The organism is Ruegeria sp. PrR005, assembly GCF_010500245.1.
In the GTDB taxonomy this organism is placed as follows: domain Bacteria; phylum Pseudomonadota; class Alphaproteobacteria; order Rhodobacterales; family Rhodobacteraceae; genus Ruegeria_B; species Ruegeria_B marisflavi.
Genome location: NZ_JAAGOX010000022.1, coordinates 447549 through 465929 on the forward strand (window position 1 = coordinate 447549; position 18381 = coordinate 465929).

Here is an 18381-nt window from a genome sequence, read left to right on the forward strand (position 1 = left end):
CCCGAATGACCGATATCCAGGAACGAATCCGCGCCTTGGCCCCCGGCCTGCAACTTGTCTCGCTGGCCACAACGACCGAGACCGGCGCCCCCTGGGTGCGTTTTGTCGCGGGCCGGATGATGCCCGACCTGTCGATCTGGTTCAGCACCCATCTGAGCTCGCGCAAGATCGCTCAATTGCGACGTGATCCGCAGGTACATGCCACTTTGGGTGCCACGGATTTCACCGCGCAGGAATGGCTTCAGCTCGCGGGGCGGGCCGAGATCTCGACCGCGCAGAGCGACCGCGAGGCCTTTTGGTTCGATGGGCTGCTGGCCTATGTCAGTGGCGTTGACGATCCCGAATATGCCGTGGTCAAGGTGATCCCCGACCGGATCGAGATTGGGGCGATGGGGCGGGCGCCGTTGGTCTGGCGGGCAGGCTAATTTACCTAGATTGCCGGGGCAATTGCTCTGCGCTTTTGCAGTTTTGCGAAGGCGCTGAGAGAGACCAGAGAGCGGGGCGCTCCCGCCCGTCGTCGACGTTTCTGGCGAAACATCTCCTCCCGTTGGGCCGGGCGCCGCGCCATAGGCGCGGCGCCCGGCCCAACCCCGCAAGGGGGTCCGGCGTCAGCTGGGGACATGCAGCGGGGGCGGGAGTGTCCCGCCCCATGCAACGGTTCAAAGTTGACGCACAGCACCTTTGGCCGCGCTGGTGGCCAGCTTGGCATAGGCCTTGAGCGCCGTGGACACCTTGCGCTTGCGCGGCTGCGCCGGGTGCCAGCCCAGCTTGTCCTGTTCCGCGCGGCGGGCGGCCAGATCCTCGTCGGACACCGCCAGGTGGATGGTGCGGTTAGGGATGTCGATCTCGATCCGGTCGCCCTGGCGCACCAGCCCGATGGTTCCGCCTTCGGCCGCTTCGGGCGAGACATGGCCAATCGACAGGCCCGAGGTGCCGCCCGAGAACCGGCCATCGGTCAGAAGGGCGCAGGCCTTGCCCAGCCCCTTCGACTTCAGATAACTCGTCGGATACAGCATCTCCTGCATGCCCGGCCCGCCGCGCGGGCCCTCGTAGCGGATCACCACCACGTCGCCTTCCTTGACCTTGCCGGTCAGGATGTCATTGACGGCGGCGTCCTGGCTTTCGCAGACATGTGCGGTGCCGGTGAATTTCAAAATGCTCGCATCCACCCCGGCGGTTTTCACGATGCAACCGTCCAGTGCGATATTGCCGAAGAGTACCGCCAGACCACCGTCCTGGCTGAACGCGTGCTCCTTGCTGCGGATCACACCCTTTTCACGGTCGGTGTCCAATTCCTTGAACCGGTTCGCCTGGCTGAACGCCTGCGTCGTCCGCACCCCGCCTGGTGCGGCCTTGAAAAGCTCCTCGGCCTCGGGGTTGTTGGCAACCGTGATGTCCCATTTGGCGATCGCCTCGGCCATCGAGTTGGTGTGCACCGTCGGCACGTCGCCATGCAGCAGGCCAGCGCGGCTGAGCTCGCCCAGGATCGAGAAGATGCCACCGGCGCGGTGCACATCCTCCATATGGACGTTGTGGATGTTGGGCGCGACCTTGCACAGGCACGGCACCTTGCGGCTCAGCCGGTCGATATCGTCCATGGTGAAGTTCACCTCGCCCTCATAGGCGATCGCCAGCAGGTGCAGCACCGTGTTGGTCGATCCGCCCATGGCGATGTCGAGGCTCATGGCATTCTCGAACGCTTCGAAGGTCGCGACCTCGCGCGGCAGCAAGCCCTTTTCCTCGCCGACATAATGCCGCTTGGTGATGTCGACGATCTTGCGCCCGGCCTCCAGGAACAGCTTCTTGCGGTCGGCATGAGTGGCCAGCGTCGAGCCGTTGCCCGGCAGCGCCAGACCCAGCGCTTCGGCGAGGCAGTTCATCGAGTTGGCGGTGAACATGCCCGAACAGGACCCGCAGGTCGGGCAGGCGTTTTCCTCGATCTGCTTGACCTGCTCATCGGTGAACTTGTCGTCGGCGGCCGCAACCATCGCATCCACGAGGTCGATCTTCTTCATGTCCAGATCGGCGATGTCGATCTTGCCGGCCTCCATCGGCCCGCCGGACACAAAAATCGCCGGGATGTTCAGCCGCATCGCGGCCATCAGCATGCCGGGGGTGATCTTGTCGCAGTTCGAGATGCAGACCATCGCGTCGGCGCAATGGGCGTTGACCATGTACTCGACGCTGTCGGCGATCACCTCGCGCGAGGGCAGGGAATAGAGCATGCCGTCATGCCCCATCGCGATGCCGTCATCCACCGCGATGGTGTTGAATTCCTTGGCTACCCCGCCTGCGGCCTCGACCTCGCGCGCGACCATCTGGCCCAGATCCTTCAGATGCACATGCCCCGGCACGAACTGGGTGAACGAGTTCACGATGGCGATGATCGGCTTGCCGAAATCGTCGTCGGTCATGCCGGTCGCGCGCCACAGGCCGCGCGCGCCAGCCATGTTACGGCCATGGGTCGAGGTTCTGGATCGGTACATTGGCATGGTGCTGTTTCCCTTTTGCCGGTCCCTGAAATTCGGGTGCGTATGTTATAGCGCACGCTATCCGATGTGCGTTATAACGTACAAGTGGAATCGAAGGGCGGATACATGGACTCGGCTGTGGAATCGGGTGAGGTCACCCTCAAACTGCGCGAGGTTCGCGCGGCAACCGGCCTCAGCCTGTCAAAGGCGGCCGAGCTGACCGGGGTCAGCAAGGCGATGCTGGGTCAGATCGAGCGCGGCGAATCAAGCCCGACCATCGCGACGCTGTGGAAGATCGCCAAAGGGTTCCAGCTGCCGCTCAGCGCACTGATCGGCCCGGCCTCGTTGCGCGATCCGGCTGACGAGCGGCTGTTTCGTACCGTGACCTTTCCCGGCAGCATCAAGGTCAAGATCGTCTTTCCCTTTGACCCGATGCTTGGCGCCGAAACCTTTCACGTGACGCTGGCTCCCGGCCAAAGCTACGAGTCCGCCGCCCATGCCAGCGGTGTCACCGAAGAGGTGTTCGTGCTACATGGCGCGCTGGAGATTTTGCGGGACGGGGACTGGGTACCACTCAGGACAGGGCAGGGCCTGCGCTTTGCCGCCGACCTGCCACATGGCTATCGCAGCGGTGCCGAAGGTGCCGCCTTTCTCAACATGCACCACTATCCGCAACAGACCGGTTTACCGGTCTAGCCGTCATTCGCCAGTGCCGCCTTCGCCGCCTCTGTGACGCCGTCCATGGCGGTGATCCAGGGCATTGGGCCGTGGCTGATGCGCGCGACGCTCAGGCCCGCCAGGGTCACGTTGTCCGGCGCCTTGCCGGTCTGCATGATGTTCACCGGCAGCAGGGTCTCGGCGCATAGCGTTCCGATCAACTCGGGCGTCACCAGCCCCGGTACGAACAGCCCGTTCGCCCCGGCGCTGGCATAGATCCGCGCCCGGTCCAGCGCCTCGCCCATCAGCGCGGGATGATCCAAGGGCTTGCTGCCCTGGAAGAACACATCGGTGCGGGCATTGATGAACAGCGGCACGCCTGTCGCCTCGGCCGCGTGGCGCAGGGTGGCGATGCGATCGGCCTGTTCCTCGGCAGGCAACAGGCCGGTCCCGCCGATCCGCCGGTCTTCGAAATTGACACCGACGGCGCCCGCCGCGATCACCCGTTCCGTATTCGTGGCCAAGTTTACCTTGGTTTCCGCATATCCGGTCTCGAAGTCAAAGGTGACGGGCAGGTCGACGCTGGCCGCGATCCGGGCCAGAATCTGCAAGGCGAACTCAAGCGGGATTTCCTGCCCGTCCGCATAACCCTGTGCCGCCGCCAGCGACCAGCTGCCCGTGGCGATGGCCCGCGCCCCGGCCTTTGCAATCGCGCGGGCGCTGCCGGCATCCCAGGCATTGTACAGGATCAGCGGCGCACCGGGCCGGTGCAGCGCGGCAAAGCGCTCGGCGATTGAAACCTGACTCATGCATGCGCTCCTTGGATGGGAAAGAATTTAGCCTCGTGATCGATCAGCCAGCGTTTTCGCCACAGGCCGCCGCCATACCCGGTCAGCGCGCCATCGGCGGCCGTAACCCGATGGCATGGGATCACAATGGAGATCTGGTTGGCGCCATTTGCCCGCGCCATGGCGCGTACCGCCGGACCGCGCCCGATCCCGCTTGCAAGTTCGCCGTAGGAGGTCGTTCTACCGGCTGGCAGAGCGATCAGCGCCGCCCAGACCTCGCGCATGAAAGCGGTACCGTGCAGCGCAAGTGGCAGGTCGAAATGATCTCTGCGGCCGTCAAAATACTCTGACAATTGCCGTTCCAGCTGGTCCGTCAACGGGTGCCGACCAAAGCCCAGATCACCATCGCAGGCCTGATAGAGCCTGCGAACCTGCTCTGGCAAGATCCGGCGGTCGGCGAATTCCAGCAGGTGCAGGCGGCTGTCATCGCAGCCTGCCACCATGGTCCCCAGCGGCGTATCGAGACGTGCCAACCGGAGCCCCGTCTGACTGGGAAAGGCGTCGGTCGCCAGCGACAGCATCGCCGCCACACTGTCACGCAACGCTTGCGGCGTGGCGCAGGTGTCCAAGCCGCTGGCGTGCCGGTCCTCTGTGCAGGAAAAGAATGTCATGCGCCTATACTAGCGCGATGACGGCCAACCCGCAGTCGGTTTTTCGAACATGTGAAGTAACAGTCAGATCCGCAGGAAAGGCTGTACCAACCGGGGGATCCAGCTGTTGAACCGCAACGGTGCGTCGGTGACGGCCAGGCAGATGCAATCCTCGCCCGGATCGGCCACCGGCATATGTTCCAGTTCTTCGTCAGCGACCTCGACATCTCCGCGCGCGAACCGGTCCACCTCGTCCGAAAACGCCCCTTGCAGCACCATCGTCAATTCGATGCCGCGATGCCCGTGGTCGGGCACGGCGGCCCCGGCGGGGATGAACAGCAGCCGGGCCGAGGCCGCACTGCTGGTCGGCAGGATCGCCTGCCGTACGCCCATGCCGACGGGTTTCCAGCGGATCGTTGAAACATCGCCCCCCACATAGTCGCGCAAAGGCTGCGGCAGCACCGAGCAGCTATCGCGGCGCCTTGCGGGTACGGCAGTGCCGGTGCTGATGCGGGCAAATGTGGCCTCCAGCGCATCGGCGGCCATCGCCTCAGTGCCGCACTCGGCCAGCAGGCAGCCGCCCACGGCCTCCAGCGCTTCGGCCTGGGCGCGGCAGCTGTCGCAGAGCGACAGATGCGTTGCGACCATCAGGTTGAACGCCTCGGGTAAACTACCGGCGGCATAGGCCGTCAACAGCGTATCGGTCAGGTGGTGTTTGATCAGTTCTGTCATGGTCGTCACTTCATCGCGTGGCGCAATCGGTCTAGCGCCAGTCTGATTCTGGATTTGATGGTCCCCAGCGGAAGGCCGGTGCGGGCGGCAATCTCGCGGTGGCTGAGATCGCCGAAATAGGCTTGTTCGATCAGTTCGCGTTGCGCGTCGGGCAGGGCCCGGATCGCAACGCGCAACATCTCTGTTTCCTGCTGCATCGCCATCACATCGGCGGCCGCCGGTTCAGGTTCCGGCCCCCAGGGCAGGTCTTCGGGTTCCGGCCTGCGATCCTTGCGCAGGGCGTCGATCCGCCGGTTGCGTGCAATGGTGAAAATCCAGGTCGAAACGGTTGCCCGTGTGGGATCGTACAGGTGCGACTTGTTCCACACCGTCGCCATGACCTCTTGCGCGCAATCCTCGGCCAGAGTCGGCGTGGCGCCGGACCGCATCAGAAAAGACTTAACGCGCGGCGCGAAATGCGCAAACAACTCGGCAAAGGCGGCCCTGTCCTGCGCCTCGGCGATACGGGCGAGGTGGCCGCTCCAATCGTTTTCTGCCCGCGCCCCGTCCTGTTTCCGGTCCAAGTGCTTTCCTTCGCTCGCGTCCTTGCACATGTGGCCATACCGCCCGACAGGGCTTTTCCCGTCAAGGCTGGCGTCGGGCCGGTCTGTGTTCGTTGCGATCAACATAACCACGATACGCGGCTCGGGCCAAAGCGGATCAGTCGCGGTCAAAGGATTTTCTTTTCATCCACTTCCGCATGCGGGCCGTACATCTGAGACAAGGACAAGGCGGAGCAAGACATGCCATTTGAACTGAATGGGGGCGTGCCCCGACGGATCGCTGTGATAGGGGGCGGCATCTCGGGCATGGGGGCCGCCAACCTGTTGGCGGACACCCACAACGTGACACTGTTCGAGGCCGAACCCCGGCTGGGCGGGCACGCGCGGACCATCGTGGCCGGGAAGCGGGGCGATCAGCCGGTCGATACCGGCTTCATCGTGTTCAACAATGCAACCTATCCCAACCTGATCGCTCTCTTCGACCGCCTCGGTGTGCCAATCGCCAAAAGCGACATGAGCTTTGCCGTTTCGGCCCAGGGCGGTGCGGTGGAATATGCGTTGCATGGGGCCGATGCGCTGTTCGCACAGCGGCGCAACCTGGCGCGTCCGGGCTTTCTGCGCATGGTGCGCGACCTCTTTCACTTCAACGCGCATGCGGCCGAGGCCGCGCGCGACCGCTCGATCACGGTGCGCCAGCTTCTCGACCGTCTCGGAACCGGCGACTGGTTCCGGCGCTATTACCTTGAACCCTTTTCGGGTGCGATCTGGTCCACGCCCAAGGAACACATCCTCGACTTTCCCGCCCATGCGATGATCCGCTTCTTCGAGAACCACGCGCTGCTGAACTACTCTGGCCAGCATCAGTGGTACACGGTCGAAGGCGGCTCGGTCGAATATGTCAGCCGGCTGGAACAGGCGATGCGCCGCAAGGGCGTGTTGTTGGCACTGGGTGTGCCTATCGCCGGGGTGCGGCGCACCGAGCTTGGGGTCGAGATCCGGGTGCGGGGCGGCGAGTGGCAGGTGTTCGACGAGGTCGTGTTTGCCACCCATTCCGACACCACCCTGGCGCTGCTATCCGATGCCACCCGGCGAGAAAGCGCGGCCCTGGGCGCGGTGCGCTACCAGCCGAACGAGGCAGTCCTGCATTCCGATCCCGCGCTGATGCCGAAACGGCGCAAGTGCTGGGCCAGCTGGAACCACACCGAGGAAAAAGGCGCCAATGGCGGCCCCATCGGCCTGACCTACTGGATGAATTCCTTGCAGCCGATCCCGCAGGATGACCCGTTGTTCGTGACACTGAATGCCAGCCATCGCATCCACGAAGAGCATATTCACGACGTGACCACCTTTGCCCATCCAGTGTTCGACGCCGGTGCGCTTGCCGCGCAAGAAGATCTGGCACGGATGAACGGAACCAACTCGACCTGGTTCTGCGGCGCCTGGATGAAAAACGGGTTTCACGAGGACGGGTTGGCCAGCGCCATCGACGTGGTTGCAGGCATCAACCGCACCGCCGCCTTGCCGGTCGCCGCGGAATGAGCGCAATGGTCGAACATATCCCGGCCCATACCTTCCATGGGCGCAAGGGCGCGGTGCGGAACGCGTTCCGCTATTCGGTGGATTTCGTGCTTCTCGACCCCGAGACGCCCGTGTCCGGGCCGCGCCTGTTTTCGCGCAACCGCGCGAACCTGTCGGGTGTGTTCGACCGCGATCACGGTGGCAGTCCGGGGCAGGGGCGCGGAGCGTCCTGGCTGCGCGAGCAGTTCGACCTGTTTCAACTGCCCCAGCCTGCCCGGATCGCGCTGCTGACCCAGCCGCGCCTGTTGGGGCACGTGTTCAACCCGGTCAGTTTCTGGTTCTGTTTCGATCCGCGGGATGCGCTCTTTGCCGTGGTGGCCGAGGTGACCAACACTTTCGGCACCCGCCACAGCTATCTGTGCCACAAACCCGATCTGTCGCCGATCGGGCCGCAGGACCGGTTGGGCGCGACCAAGCTCTTGCATGTCTCGCCCTTTCAGCCGCGCGAGGGGTCTTACACCTTCCGCTTTGACCTGCGCGCGGACCGGGTCGGTATCTGGATAGACTATGGTCGCGAAGGGGGCGGGCTGGTGGCCACGCTGACCGGCCACAGGCGGCCATTGACCAACCGGGCGATCCTGTGGTCGGCGCTGCGCCGTCCCTTTGGGGCGCGCCGCGTGCTGGCGCTGATCCACTGGCAGGCGCTGAAGCTCTGGTGGAAAGGTGCGCGCTTTCGCCCCGAACCCGCAGCAAATCGCCCGGATGTGAGCCGGGGATGACCATGTCCGTTCCCCTGCCGCGCGCAGCACCCCTGACCGGCTATGCGCTCTTTGCCGCCATGCTGGCGGCGGCGGGCCTGCCGATCTATCTGCATGCGCCGAAGTTCTATGCAGATACCTATGGGGTCAGCCTGACCGCGCTGGGCGCGGTGCTGTTCGGATTGCGGCTCATTGACGTGGTACAGGATCCGGGACTTGGCTGGTTGGCCGCGCGCTTGCGCCGTCATCTGCGGGTCGCTGTACCGGTGGCGGCGGCGGTCATGGCGGGTGGGATGCTCGGTCTCTTTTCCTTGGCTCCGCCAATTGCGCCACTGGCCTGGTTCGCGCTGATGCTGATGCTGGTGTTCTCGGCCTTCAGCTTTCTGACCATCTGCTTCTATGCCCAGGGCGTGACAAATGCCGGGGCGCTGGGCGGCCATGTCCGGCTGGCGCGCTGGCGCGAGGCGGGCGCACTCTTGGGCATCTGCGGCGCTGCAGCCGCGCCGGTCCTGTTGCCGGGCGGCTATGCCGCCTTTGCCCTGGCTTTTGTTGGTCTCGCCCTTGCCGCGACGGTGGCGCAGCGCACGGAATGGCGCGCAAGCCCGGTGCCGAATACCGGCTTTGCGCCCGTTCTGCGCGATCCGGTTGCACGGCGCCTGCTGCTGATCGCGGGGCTGAACGCTGCACCGGTGGCGGTCTCCTCGACCCTGTTCCTGTTCTTCGTGGCAGACCGGCTGGAGGCGCCCGGCGCCGAAGGGTCGCTGCTGATCCTGTTCTTTCTCAGCGCCGCCGCTGGCGCGCCGCTCTGGGGCACGCTGGCCGAGCGGCGGGGCGCCCGACCGACCCTGATGGTCGGCATGGCGCTGTCGATCGCGGCTTTCGCGCTGGTGCCATTACTGGGCCCGGGCGACGTGGCGGGCTTTGCCCTGATCTGCGCCGTGTCCGGTATCGCCCTGGGCGCCGACATGACCCTGCTGCCCGCGCTCTTTGCCGCCCGCATGGAGCGCGTCGCCCCTGGTGCCGCGCCGGGCTGGGGCCTCTGGGCTTTTGTCACCAAGTTCACCCTGGCGCTGGCCGCGTTGCTGCTGCTGCCGATACTCGATGCCGCCGGTTACATACCCGGCACAGACAACCCGGCAAGCGCCCTGACCTTGCTTTCAATTCTCTATGCCGCGCTGCCCTGTCTGCTCAAGGCGGCGGCGCTGGGCCTCTTGGCCCTGACCGATCCGGAGGACATGTCATGACAGATCCGATCCTTTTCACCTTGCTGGGCGTCGCGCTGACAGTGGCCGCACTGCTGCTGTTGCGCCGCTATGCGGGCTTCTCGGCGCAAGCGCCCGGCGACTATGCCGGGGCCGAACCGCAGTTCGACCTGCGCCGCCATCTGAACGGACCGATCGCCTGCGAAGGCGTCATATATGGTCCGACCGGCCGCGTCGCCTCGCGCTTTACCGGCGCGTTCGAGGCGACATGGGAGGGCAATCGCGGCACCATGCGCGAGCGCTTTCTCTATGACAGCGGCACCGTGCAGGATCGCGAATGGCAACTCAGCATCGGCAACGATGGCCGGATCCAGGCCAGTGCACCGGACGTGATCGGCACCGGCCAGGGCGATCAGAGCGGCCCGTCGGTGCGGCTGCTCTATCGTCTGCGCCTGCCCGAAGGTGCCGGTGGCCATGTGGTCGATGTGACCGACTGGATGTATCTCACCCCGGGCGGCGCCATCGTCAACCGCTCGGAGTTTCGCAAGTTCGGGATAAAGGTCGCTGAACTGGTCGCGACCATGCACCCCGCCAATGCGGAACGCACCGCAGCATGAAGGACTGGACCGGCAAACGATACTGGCTGGTCGGCGCCTCTGAAGGGCTGGGTGCGGCGCTGGCCCAGCAGATGAGCGCCGCCGGCGCCCATCTGGTTCTGTCCGCGCGAGGCCGCGACCGGCTGGAGCGCCTTGCCGCCCGGTTGCCGGGCCCGGCCGAGGTGTTGCCGGTAGATATCGCCGATGATGGCAGCGTCGCGGCCGCCGCGCGCGCGCTGGGCGAGATCGACGGTGTGGTTCTGCTGGCGGGTGTCTACTGGCCGATGCGGGCACAGGATTGGGACAGCGCCCGCGGGGTGACCATGGCGGATGTGAACTTCACCGGGTACCTGCGGGTGCTCGGGGCCGTGGTGCCGGGTATGGTGGACCGCGACCGGGGCCATATCGTGATCACCGGCTCGCTCGCCGGGTTTGGCGGGCTGCCGGGCGCTATCGGCTATGCGGCGTCCAAGGCGGGCACGATGGCGCTGGCCGAATGCCTGCATGCCGACCTGCACCGCACCGGCGTCGAGGTGCAACTGGTCAATCCCGGTTTCATCCGCACGCGGCTGACCGATCTCAACACATTCGCCATGCCGATGCTGATGGAGCCGGAAGAGGCCGCCCGCGCAATGTTCCGGCACATGAACAGCCGCCGTTTTGCCACCAGTTTCCCTGCACCGTTTGCCTGGCTGTTCCGGTTCGGACGTTTCCTGCCGCAATGGCTCTATGTCCGCCTGTTTGCGTGAGATCAAAGACGGCATGTGCCATGCCTGTTTGATGGATCACAGGATACGCGAACAGGAGACGAGGGAATCATGGAAATTTCGGCACGCAAGGTGGCGCAAGTGGCGCTGATGGCGCGCGAGCTGGGACGCGCCGAGGGCGAGTTGCGCGCCTTCATCGACCGGATGAGCGAGGACGAACAGGCCGAGCTGGTGGCGATCATGTGGATCGGGCGCGGCAGTTTCGAGGCGGAGGAGTTCGAAGAGGCCATTGCCACCGCGCGGGCCGAGGCGACAACGCCTTGCGCCGATTACCTGCTGGGCTCGCCGCATCTGCCGGACCACCTGGAAAACGGGCTCGACGCGCTGGGGATCTCGGCCGAGGATGTCGAAAACGATCTGATGTGATACCCGGTGGAGGGGGCGAGGGGCGCTGCCGCTCGCGCTCCCCGGAGTATTTCCGGCGAAATGAAGATATCCGGTTGTTCTTGACAGGAAACGCCAGCCACGCGGAAGCTGGCCGGGCGATGTCAGAGGCGTTCGAACAACAGGATGTTTCCAGGGAAACGCGCATCGGGCGCGACTGGCCGAAATCCGTCGCTCTGCCGATTGTCTGTCTGCTCCTTGTGGCCGCTGCGGCCCATGGAATAGGCATCGAGCCCGACAGTCTCCCCAACCGCCGGTTTCACACAGGATCGTTTGTGATCCTGCCCGTGTTCTCGGTTCTGGGGCTTGTGTCCTTGTACCGCCTGGTTTTCCCTTGGGGAGCCCCGGTCAGGTTCGATCCGCAGGGATTTGTCGATCTGAGGGCAGGCCGCGAGACCATTCCCTGGACCCAGATCACCAACGCCGTTGCACGCGGCGATTTCGTGATCCCGACCCTGCGCCGGGGATATGCCCGCAGCTATCGGATTTCGGTCAGCCAGAAACTGTTGAAGTCGATGCGCAAATCGGTTGGGCCGGGGCATCTGATGATCGCCAGCTGGTGTTTGCCGCAAGTGCCAGCCGAGATGGTGCGGATGATCGACGCCTACCGAGTCGCATATGGTGAGGACCCACCGAAAGACTGACAGGGGCGCGGGCGGGCACCGCGCCCCGATTGTTCAGGCTGTATGGTCCACGATTTGCAAGTGCTGCGCCAGTTTTCCGACCTCGTCCATCCAGCGGGCCAGCAGTTTCGGATCGCTGGAGGCGGCGTGTACACCTGCGGGGATTTCGCGGTTCATCACCGCCTCGACTGCCAGCGAGACTGGGATCGACACCAGCCGGGCCATGGCGGTGCCGCGCGCGTCGCCCCAGGCATCCATCACATAGGACTTGTGCCAGACCGCGCGCCCATCCTTCTCCGCCTTCAGCCCCACGCAGAGGACCACGCGGTCCGGTTCACCTTCGTCATAGGCGTTTTCGGTCCAGAACTGGTCGGACATCTCCTTGAGCCGTGCGTCGCCCTCGGGGCCTTGCAGCGTCTCGATCTCACGGAACACATCGCCCCAGGCGTCGGCCCAGCCGTTGAGCCGCAGTGTGCCGCGCACGAATTCCTTCACCGGCCAATGCTCCTCAAAATGGTACTGGCCCATAAACGGCAGCGAGTCGCGGTTGGGGTAGACCTCGAAGCTTTCCGGCGTGGGCAGCGGCGCGATGTAGCTGCTGATCGCGTCCCATGGCCGCGCCACATCCAGCGGGGCATAGTCGCGGATCGAGCGCGAAGGCGAGCGCAGCGCCTTCAGCACGCCCAGCGGCGACCAGCTGAACTTGTAGCGGAAGGGGTTGGGATGTTTCGGGATGCCGCCGCAATAGGAAATGAAACTCAGATGGTTCTGGGCGTCGAACGCGTCCGAGGCGCGGTAAGCTGCCACCAGCTCATGCGCCATCAGGTGATCAATGCCGGGATCGAGGCCGATCTCGTTCACCAGGCTCACGCCAGCGGCGCGGGCGCGGTCATCGAGCGCGCGCATCTCGGGCGCGATGTAGGAGGACGAAACGAAATGCGCGCCCTTGGAGATTGCCAGCTCCGCCAGCGGCACGTGCCAGTCACCCGGCAGCATCGAGACCACCACGTCGCCCTTGGCCAGCACCGCGCCAAGCGCGTCGATGTCAAAGGCGCGGATGTCGTCGGTCAGGTCGCCCAGTTCGGCGCGGGCCTTTTCGACCGTGCGGTTCCAGACGGTGACGGGATGGCCCGCCTCGATCAGGCGGCGCAGGCCAGGAATGGCCGACAGGCCGGTGCCACACCAATGGATGGTCATCGCTCAGATCCCTTTCATATGGGTTTTGAATTCGGCCTCGGCCCGGCCCCAGACGCCTGCATCAAGCGCAGTCAGGGTCAGCAGCGAGGGCAGCAACTGGGCCGCGTAATCCTGTGAACTTTCCACTGGCAGCATCGAGGGCAGGTTGTCGATCGCCATCACGTCCAGCACCGGGTCCTCGGCCACGCGCAGCACCGGCGCGTCCCAGCTGGTGGCGCGGTCATAGACCGGCACCGGGTTGTAATCGCTGTCGGGGTCACAGGCCACGTCGCCGATGGCAGTTAGCGTGCGGGGCGCATTCAGCGCCGAACGCGGCACAAAGACCGGCGTACCGGGACGGGCAAAGATGCAGTTGAGAAAGATGTCATGGGCGAGGATCTCGGGGAAGGGGCCGCCGCTGGCGGTCTCGGCCATGTCCCATTTGGTGACCTCGACCTCCATCGCGGTGCAGAGATCGGCCGCACCGGTGCCGACCCGGCCCAAGGCGCCGATCACGATGGCGCGGGGGCGCGGCGCGCCGGTGGCGTCGAGTTCTGCGGCAAGCGCCGCGTTCAGTGCGTCCTTGCTGGGATAGACGTCGACAGGGGCGCAAATGCTGCCCTGCTGCTGCGCGGCCCAGGCCTTGAGCGTGACAGCCGCGCCTGCATACCCGGCCCAATAACCAAAGGCCGCGACCCGGCGGCCGGCCTCGTCCACCAGATACTCCAGATCGTAAAGCGTGCCGCCCCCGGCCTTGAACCGCTCCAGCAACCGGCGGCCCGAATGCTGCCCCTTGAAGGCATGGCCGAACATGATGTGGCGGTGCGGCAGGGGCGTGCCGTCCTCGGGCAGTTCCTTGAGCCCAAAGATGATGGCGTCGCGCGGGGCATCCGGCCAGCTGTTCTCGGGCGCGATCTCGCATCCAGCGTCGCGGTATCCGTCCAGCCCAATGGCGCGGACCGAGCTTTCCTCGACCGTGACCCGGATACCGGCGGCGATCAGGGCGGCGGCGCCCTCGGGGGTCAGGCCGACCCGTTCCTCGTTCGGGCGCTGTTCGGCCCGGACCCAGAGATGCGTCATGTCTTGTCCTTTGTTCAAAGCAGACCAGCGGCCTTGACGGCCTGAATCGAGGCGCGCGCCTCCATCGCGGCGCGGAAGGCGCGGATTTTCGGGAACGGGTCCAGGTCGACGCCGTCGCCCTCGAGCCAGCCGGTGACCACGTAGAGATAGCAATCGGCGATGCTGACCGCCTCACCCAGTACGAAGGGCCCGCGCAGCCCGTTCGTCTCGACATAGGCGGCAGATGCGGTCATCGTCTGGGGCACCTTGGCGCGCATGTCGGCCCAGCTGCTGTCCTGATCGGCCCATCGGGCGCCGCGCATCTTGTGGGCGTGGTTCACATGCATGGTGGAGGCAAGGTAATACATCACCTCGCGCATGCGGGCGCTGAGCAGCGGATCGGCGGGGACCAGCCCCTTGTCGGGCGCGCTGTCGGCGATGAATTCCAACAGCGCACCGGTTTCGGTCAGGATGCCGCCCGGCACCGCCAGCGCGGGCACCCGGCCCTTGGGGTTGATCTGGTGGTAGGCGGGTTTGGTCTGTTCGGCGGCGCCAAAGTCCAGCTGTACTTTCTCATGCTCGATTCCCGCCTCGTGAAGCGCGATGGCGACGGCCACGGAAATGGTGCCGGGTGCACAATAAAGCTGCATCGGATCCCCCTAGAGATGCGTCTGGGCAAACTGCCGCTCTGGGGCCTCCAGATGCGGGACGGCATTGAACAGCACCGGGCTGAGATGCGTGCCGATCGGGTAGAGACGATGCATCGACGTGTTCATGATGGCAAGGGCCACCCGCGCCATGGCCGGTATGTCCAGCCCCATCGCCTGACGCATCACCATCGAGATGAGCCCGCCCGAGGTGACCACGATGGCCGGCCCCGCCCCCTGGGCGATTTCGGCCAATGCCGACGAGACCCGGGTTTCGAACTGGTCGAAGCTTTCGGGTGCGTCCTGGATGCGGCCTTCGGCCCAGGCGGTGAAGGTCATCGGCAGGTGCTCGACAAAGCCTTCGCGATCCTCGGGAATGGTGACACCGTACTGCGCCTCGAAAAGCTGGGCGAGGGTGAAATACTCGATCTCGTTCAGGCGCGGGTCCTGTACCACATCGGCCAGACCCATGCTGGCGGCGGTTTCCAGGTGGCGGGTCAGGGTGCCACAATAGACGCGCGGATGATGGGCGCGGGTGTCGGCCAGATGCGACCCCAGCCAGCGCGCCTGCTGGTGACCCAGATCGCTCAACCGATCATAACTCGCCTCGTCACGGGCATGGGTATTGGCTTGGCCGTGACGGATCAGGGTGATGTGAGACATGTCATCCTCCACTTCGGGCAGACTCTTAGGCAAGGATCGGGCCGGGGGCCAGAGGGGTTTGGCGCCGGGCGCGTGAATTTACCAGGTGTTGGTGCCTGTGGCTGGTTGCGGATGCCTCCGGCGGGAGTATTTTTGGCGAAATGAAGGGATGGGAGGACAGGCCATGACGGTGAACGCGGAGCGGTTTCTGGAGGATCTGCACAAGCTGCGCAGCTTTGGCGCTGCAGGGGTGGGCAAGGGCGTGGTGCGACCGGCCTATTCCGAGGCGGATATCGCGGCGCGCCGCTGGCTGGCGGGCCGGATGGAGGAGGCGGGGTTGCAGGTGCGCTTTGACCCGGTCGGCAATCTCTTTGGCCTGGCAGAGGGGCCGTCGCTGCTGATGGGATCGCATTCCGACAGCCAACCCGAGGGCGGCTGGCTGGACGGCGCGCTGGGGGTGATCGCGGCGTTGGAGATTGCGCGCAGCAGCGCCCGCCCGGTCTCGGTCGTCAGTTTCCAGGACGAAGAGGGGCGGTTCGGCGTCACCACCGGGTCGGCGATCTGGTCCGGGCACCTGCCGCTGGCCGAGGCGGATGGGCTGAGCGATCACGCAGGCGTGTCCTTTGCTATGGCGCGCGCGGCAGTGGCGGATCTGGCGGGGGATTTTGTCGACCCGTCGCAGTTCACCGGTTTTGTCGAGATGCATATCGAACAGGGTCCGACGCTGGATACCGAGGGCGAGCAGATCGGGGTGGTCAGCGATATCGTCGGTATCCGCGACATGAAGGTGACATTCGAGGGCCAGCAGAACCATGCCGGCACCACGCCCATGCATCTGCGCCGCGACGCGTTCCAGGCGTTGTCCGATTTCAACGCGCGGCTGGGCGAGCGATTCCGCAATGTGGTCACACCGCGCACCGTCTGGACCATCGGCCATGTCAGCCTGCACCCGAACGCGTCGTCCATCGTGCCGGGGCGGGCGCGGTTCTCGATGCAGTGGCGCGATGGTGACACGGCCCGGCTGGCGCGGATGGAGGAGATCATTCGTGCCACCGCACAGGAGGTGGCCGACGCGCGCGGCATGAAGCTGAGCTTTGGTCCGCTCCTGGGACTGGAACCGGTGGCGATGGATTCACAATTGCGCGCCGCTCTGGAAAAGGGGGCCCAGGCGGTCGCGCCGGGGCGCTGGCGGTCCATGCCCTCGGGCGCGTTGCACGATGCCACCAACGTGTCGCGCCTGATGCCGGTGGCGATGCTCTTCGTGCCGTCGATCGGCGGGATCAGCCACGATTTCGCCGAGGATACTGACGAGGCAGACCTTGTTGCCGGGTTGAGGGTTCTGGACCAAGCCGTTGCCGCGCTGGACCAGGGCAAGGAATAACCGGTGTCCTGCCATTTTTCGGCCGCGTTCCTTTGTCAATCTTTGTGTGTCGACAATTGAGAGATTTGCGAGGGCCAGTCGTCTATGTTTCGGAAAATCATTGTTCTGTTGGGCCTGAGCGGCCTGCTTTTCGCCTGTCAGGACAGCGTCCGGCACAATCAGGATGCCCGCATCCTGGCGATCGGCGATTCGCTTCTGTCGTGGAACTCCGCCTTTGGCAGCTCGGTCCCCGATGTGATATCCAAGGAGCTGGGTCAGCCGGTTGTCGACCGCTCGGTCAGCGGCGCATGGATGCTGACACGGGACGGTGACGAGGAAGGCCGGGGCGTGAACGTGCCGTACCAGTACGAGCAGGGCGCCTGGGACTGGGTTGTCGTCAATGGCGGCGGCAATGACCTGCTGTTCGGGTGTGGTTGCGGCCGCTGCGACGCCGTGTTGGACCGGCTGATCTCGGTCGATGGGTCGGTGGGGCAGATCCCCGATCTTGTCCGCCGTATCCGTGCTGACGGGGCAAGGGTGCTCTACACCGGATATCTGCGCAGCCCCGACCTGCTCACCCCGATCGAGCATTGCAAGAACGACGGAGACGAACTTGAGGCGCGGATCGCCCGACTGGCTGCGGCCGAAGACGGGGTGTATTACGTCTCGATGCAGGATGTCGTGCCGCCGGGTGGGCTGACCTATTTTGCTCCCGACCTCATCCATCCCGCGCGCAAGACCAGCCGCAAGGTGGGTGAGCGGCTGGCGTCGGCGATCCGTCAGTTGAACGGGCGGCCCTGACCCAACAGCCGGATTTCGCCGGCCCCGGCGCAGGTCGGCCAGGTCCGGTTCGTTGATACAGGCGCGCGGCCCCGGTATCGGGAAAACTCAGGACGGCGGCAACACCTGGCACTGGCCGCGGGCGTGGCCTGTTGGACCTTGCCGCCATGCCGCGCACCTTTCGCGAGGTCTTGATACCCTGGTTCCGGTCCTGCCAGGCGGATTTCGTGGCGTGAACCCGAACCGCCCTAGATCGTTCCCAGCAGCCGCAAGGCCAGGGCCACCGAAGACAGCGCCGCCAGGGCAAAGGCCAGCGTCCTGAGCACCGGGATACCCAGGCAATAGATGATGTAATGGGCGAAAATGCCCACAAAAAACGTCATCGCCAGCGTTCCGGGATAGGCATCTTCGGGCATCCTGATCATCGCCATCACGGCCAGCGGCGCAAAGGCGGCAAAGGCCTGGATCGCCACGTTATGCGCCCGCATCGCCCGCTGTGCCCAGGCGCTTTGCGGAACGGCGTTCGGATCATAGTTCGCCATGGCGCCCATCAGGCCACGGACCATGATCCGGTCAAGGATATAGGGCAGCCAGGCGATAGCCACCCAAAGGGCGGTCAAGGCGGTATAGAATTCGAGTGTTGTCATGATATGCGTCCCTCCCACAGGAAACATACCATATTTTGTGTCACTTTGCGCGTGAGAATTACAGCGGTCAGCCGCGCGCGATCAACAATATGCGCCGGTCCACCCGGACCCTGCCGCGCGCCTCGTGCAGCTTGGCCCGTGCCGCCGTCAACCGCTGCAAAGCCCGGTCGCGCTCGTCATAGAGTCGGCGGACCCGCGATCCCGGATTGCCGATCATCAGGTATCCCCGGCCGATCGCGCCGGGCACCAGCAGTGCCGCCTGCTCCAACCCTTGCCGCCATGCAATGTCGGCCAGGACATAGCGGCGCATGGCCTTGTCCAGCATGCGTCTGCGAATCTCCAGATATGGGTGCATTGCAGCCTCCCTCTCAAAAGGAACCGC

At 65.1% G+C, this 18381-nt stretch carries 22 protein-coding genes; 11 read left to right on the forward strand and 11 right to left on the reverse strand.

What is annotated here, in order from left to right; genetic code table 11:
• Window positions 1–5: 5 nt before the first annotated feature.
• On the forward strand, window positions 6–425 hold the full coding sequence (locus G0P99_RS14650) for a pyridoxamine 5'-phosphate oxidase family protein (RefSeq protein ID WP_164131055.1): 420 nt from the start codon (window positions 6–8) through the stop codon (window positions 423–425).
• Window positions 426–659: 234 nt separating this feature from the next.
• Here the strand turns inward: G0P99_RS14650 and ilvD are convergent, their stop codons facing one another.
• A complete protein-coding gene (ilvD, locus tag G0P99_RS14655) occupies window positions 660–2492 on the reverse strand; it encodes a dihydroxy-acid dehydratase (protein WP_164131057.1) in 1833 nt (610 codons plus the stop codon).
• Between the two features lie 105 nt (window positions 2493–2597).
• On the opposite strand from ilvD, the gene G0P99_RS14660 reads away from it, so the two are divergent.
• Window positions 2598–3167 (forward strand): helix-turn-helix domain-containing protein, encoded by a 570-nt coding sequence (locus G0P99_RS14660; protein ID WP_164131059.1) that lies wholly within the window; start codon window positions 2598–2600, stop codon window positions 3165–3167.
• Here G0P99_RS14660 and G0P99_RS14665 read toward each other — a convergent pair.
• The 4 genes from G0P99_RS14665 to G0P99_RS14680 all read right to left on the reverse strand — a co-directional run bounded on the left by G0P99_RS14665 (window position 3164) and on the right by G0P99_RS14680 (window position 5861).
• Window positions 3164–3937 (reverse strand): isocitrate lyase/phosphoenolpyruvate mutase family protein, encoded by a 774-nt coding sequence (locus G0P99_RS14665; protein ID WP_164131061.1) that lies wholly within the window; start codon window positions 3935–3937, stop codon window positions 3164–3166. The genes G0P99_RS14660 and G0P99_RS14665 overlap by 4 nt on opposite strands.
• On the reverse strand, window positions 3934–4587 hold the full coding sequence (locus tag G0P99_RS14670) for a methylated-DNA--[protein]-cysteine S-methyltransferase (protein WP_164131063.1): 654 nt from the start codon (window positions 4585–4587) through the stop codon (window positions 3934–3936). Before G0P99_RS14670 ends, G0P99_RS14665 begins: the two co-directional genes overlap by 4 nt.
• Before the next feature lie 63 nt (window positions 4588–4650).
• Entirely contained in the window at window positions 4651–5298 is a 648-nt protein-coding gene (locus G0P99_RS14675) for a ChrR family anti-sigma-E factor (protein WP_164131065.1), read from the reverse strand.
• A 5-nt stretch (window positions 5299–5303) separates the two neighbouring features.
• Window positions 5304–5861 (reverse strand): sigma-70 family RNA polymerase sigma factor, encoded by a 558-nt coding sequence (locus tag G0P99_RS14680; RefSeq protein ID WP_239059818.1) that lies wholly within the window; start codon window positions 5859–5861, stop codon window positions 5304–5306.
• 219 nt (window positions 5862–6080) lie between these two features.
• On the opposite strand from G0P99_RS14680, the gene G0P99_RS14685 reads away from it, so the two are divergent.
• The 7 genes from G0P99_RS14685 (at window position 6081) to G0P99_RS14715 (ending at window position 11709) form a co-directional block, all read left to right on the forward strand.
• Entirely contained in the window at window positions 6081–7379 is a 1299-nt protein-coding gene (locus tag G0P99_RS14685) for an NAD(P)/FAD-dependent oxidoreductase (RefSeq protein ID WP_164131067.1), read from the forward strand.
• The gene (locus G0P99_RS14690) at window positions 7376–8137 is read left to right on the forward strand and encodes a DUF1365 domain-containing protein (RefSeq protein ID WP_164131069.1); all 762 of its coding nucleotides are present in this window, start codon (window positions 7376–7378) and stop codon (window positions 8135–8137) included. Before G0P99_RS14685 ends, G0P99_RS14690 begins: the two co-directional genes overlap by 4 nt.
• Complete coding sequence (locus G0P99_RS14695) at window positions 8134–9360, forward strand: MFS transporter (RefSeq protein WP_370462793.1); 1227 nt, start codon at window positions 8134–8136, stop codon at window positions 9358–9360. The genes G0P99_RS14690 and G0P99_RS14695 overlap by 4 nt, the downstream gene beginning before the upstream one ends.
• Complete coding sequence (locus G0P99_RS14700) at window positions 9357–9935, forward strand: DUF3833 domain-containing protein (RefSeq protein ID WP_164131074.1); 579 nt, start codon at window positions 9357–9359, stop codon at window positions 9933–9935. Before G0P99_RS14695 ends, G0P99_RS14700 begins: the two co-directional genes overlap by 4 nt.
• Window positions 9932–10663: an SDR family oxidoreductase gene (locus G0P99_RS14705; RefSeq protein ID WP_164131075.1), complete on the forward strand. Its 732-nt coding sequence runs from the start codon at window positions 9932–9934 to the stop codon at window positions 10661–10663. Before G0P99_RS14700 ends, G0P99_RS14705 begins: the two co-directional genes overlap by 4 nt.
• 66 nt (window positions 10664–10729) lie before the next feature.
• Window positions 10730–11047 (forward strand): DUF3775 domain-containing protein, encoded by a 318-nt coding sequence (locus G0P99_RS14710; protein WP_164131190.1) that lies wholly within the window; start codon window positions 10730–10732, stop codon window positions 11045–11047.
• 74 nt (window positions 11048–11121) lie between these two features.
• Window positions 11122–11709 (forward strand): hypothetical protein, encoded by a 588-nt coding sequence (locus tag G0P99_RS14715; protein WP_164131077.1) that lies wholly within the window; start codon window positions 11122–11124, stop codon window positions 11707–11709.
• A gap of 33 nt (window positions 11710–11742) precedes the next feature.
• Here G0P99_RS14715 and G0P99_RS14720 read toward each other — a convergent pair whose 3' ends face one another.
• The 4 genes from G0P99_RS14720 to G0P99_RS14735 are packed head-to-tail and all read right to left on the reverse strand — an operon-like array spanning window position 11743 to window position 15233.
• The gene (locus G0P99_RS14720; RefSeq protein WP_164131079.1) at window positions 11743–12885 is read right to left on the reverse strand and encodes a saccharopine dehydrogenase family protein; all 1143 of its coding nucleotides are present in this window, start codon (window positions 12883–12885) and stop codon (window positions 11743–11745) included.
• Between the two features lie 3 nt (window positions 12886–12888).
• Entirely contained in the window at window positions 12889–13944 is a 1056-nt protein-coding gene (locus tag G0P99_RS14725) for a saccharopine dehydrogenase (protein ID WP_164131081.1), read from the reverse strand.
• Window positions 13945–13958: 14 nt separating this feature from the next.
• A complete protein-coding gene (locus G0P99_RS14730; RefSeq protein ID WP_164131083.1) occupies window positions 13959–14573 on the reverse strand; it encodes a glutathione S-transferase family protein in 615 nt (204 codons plus the stop codon).
• Between the two features lie 9 nt (window positions 14574–14582).
• On the reverse strand, window positions 14583–15233 hold the full coding sequence (locus G0P99_RS14735; protein WP_164131085.1) for a histidine phosphatase family protein: 651 nt from the start codon (window positions 15231–15233) through the stop codon (window positions 14583–14585).
• 163 nt (window positions 15234–15396) lie between these two features.
• Here G0P99_RS14735 and G0P99_RS14740 point away from each other — a divergent pair, with 163 nt between their 5' ends.
• Window positions 15397–16593: a Zn-dependent hydrolase gene (locus G0P99_RS14740; protein WP_164131087.1), complete on the forward strand. Its 1197-nt coding sequence runs from the start codon at window positions 15397–15399 to the stop codon at window positions 16591–16593.
• A gap of 84 nt (window positions 16594–16677) precedes the next feature.
• Complete coding sequence (locus G0P99_RS14745) at window positions 16678–17373, forward strand: SGNH/GDSL hydrolase family protein (protein WP_164131089.1); 696 nt, start codon at window positions 16678–16680, stop codon at window positions 17371–17373.
• Between the two features lie 227 nt (window positions 17374–17600).
• Here the strand turns inward: G0P99_RS14745 and G0P99_RS14750 are convergent, their stop codons facing one another.
• Together G0P99_RS14750 and G0P99_RS14755 are read right to left on the reverse strand one after the other, a co-directional pair.
• Window positions 17601–17999 (reverse strand): MAPEG family protein, encoded by a 399-nt coding sequence (locus G0P99_RS14750; protein ID WP_164131091.1) that lies wholly within the window; start codon window positions 17997–17999, stop codon window positions 17601–17603.
• 67 nt (window positions 18000–18066) lie between these two features.
• Complete coding sequence (locus G0P99_RS14755; protein WP_164131093.1) at window positions 18067–18354, reverse strand: hypothetical protein; 288 nt, start codon at window positions 18352–18354, stop codon at window positions 18067–18069.
• Between the last annotated feature and the right edge of the window lie 27 nt (window positions 18355–18381).

What these genes read in the sequence shown, in the direction of transcription:
- G0P99_RS14650 (WP_164131055.1), top strand. Translation starts at nt 6, where the DNA reads ATGACCGATATCCAGGAACGAATCCGCGCCTTGGCCCCCGGCCTGCAA.
- ilvD (WP_164131057.1), bottom strand. Translation starts at nt 2,492, where the DNA reads ATGCCAATGTACCGATCCAGAACCTCGACCCATGGCCGTAACATGGCT.
- G0P99_RS14660 (WP_164131059.1), top strand. Translation starts at nt 2,598, where the DNA reads ATGGACTCGGCTGTGGAATCGGGTGAGGTCACCCTCAAACTGCGCGAG.
- G0P99_RS14665 (WP_164131061.1), bottom strand. Translation starts at nt 3,937, where the DNA reads ATGAGTCAGGTTTCAATCGCCGAGCGCTTTGCCGCGCTGCACCGGCCC.
- G0P99_RS14670 (WP_164131063.1), bottom strand. Translation starts at nt 4,587, where the DNA reads ATGACATTCTTTTCCTGCACAGAGGACCGGCACGCCAGCGGCTTGGAC.
- G0P99_RS14675 (WP_164131065.1), bottom strand. Translation starts at nt 5,298, where the DNA reads ATGACAGAACTGATCAAACACCACCTGACCGATACGCTGTTGACGGCC.
- G0P99_RS14685 (WP_164131067.1), top strand. Translation starts at nt 6,081, where the DNA reads ATGCCATTTGAACTGAATGGGGGCGTGCCCCGACGGATCGCTGTGATA.
- G0P99_RS14690 (WP_164131069.1), top strand. Translation starts at nt 7,376, where the DNA reads ATGAGCGCAATGGTCGAACATATCCCGGCCCATACCTTCCATGGGCGC.
- G0P99_RS14695 (WP_370462793.1), top strand. Translation starts at nt 8,134, where the DNA reads ATGACCATGTCCGTTCCCCTGCCGCGCGCAGCACCCCTGACCGGCTAT.
- G0P99_RS14700 (WP_164131074.1), top strand. Translation starts at nt 9,357, where the DNA reads ATGACAGATCCGATCCTTTTCACCTTGCTGGGCGTCGCGCTGACAGTG.
- G0P99_RS14705 (WP_164131075.1), top strand. Translation starts at nt 9,932, where the DNA reads ATGAAGGACTGGACCGGCAAACGATACTGGCTGGTCGGCGCCTCTGAA.
- G0P99_RS14720 (WP_164131079.1), bottom strand. Translation starts at nt 12,885, where the DNA reads ATGACCATCCATTGGTGTGGCACCGGCCTGTCGGCCATTCCTGGCCTG.
- G0P99_RS14725 (WP_164131081.1), bottom strand. Translation starts at nt 13,944, where the DNA reads ATGACGCATCTCTGGGTCCGGGCCGAACAGCGCCCGAACGAGGAACGG.
- G0P99_RS14730 (WP_164131083.1), bottom strand. Translation starts at nt 14,573, where the DNA reads ATGCAGCTTTATTGTGCACCCGGCACCATTTCCGTGGCCGTCGCCATC.
- G0P99_RS14735 (WP_164131085.1), bottom strand. Translation starts at nt 15,233, where the DNA reads ATGTCTCACATCACCCTGATCCGTCACGGCCAAGCCAATACCCATGCC.
- G0P99_RS14740 (WP_164131087.1), top strand. Translation starts at nt 15,397, where the DNA reads ATGACGGTGAACGCGGAGCGGTTTCTGGAGGATCTGCACAAGCTGCGC.
- G0P99_RS14745 (WP_164131089.1), top strand. Translation starts at nt 16,678, where the DNA reads ATGTTTCGGAAAATCATTGTTCTGTTGGGCCTGAGCGGCCTGCTTTTC.
- G0P99_RS14750 (WP_164131091.1), bottom strand. Translation starts at nt 17,999, where the DNA reads ATGACAACACTCGAATTCTATACCGCCTTGACCGCCCTTTGGGTGGCT.
- G0P99_RS14755 (WP_164131093.1), bottom strand. Translation starts at nt 18,354, where the DNA reads ATGCACCCATATCTGGAGATTCGCAGACGCATGCTGGACAAGGCCATG.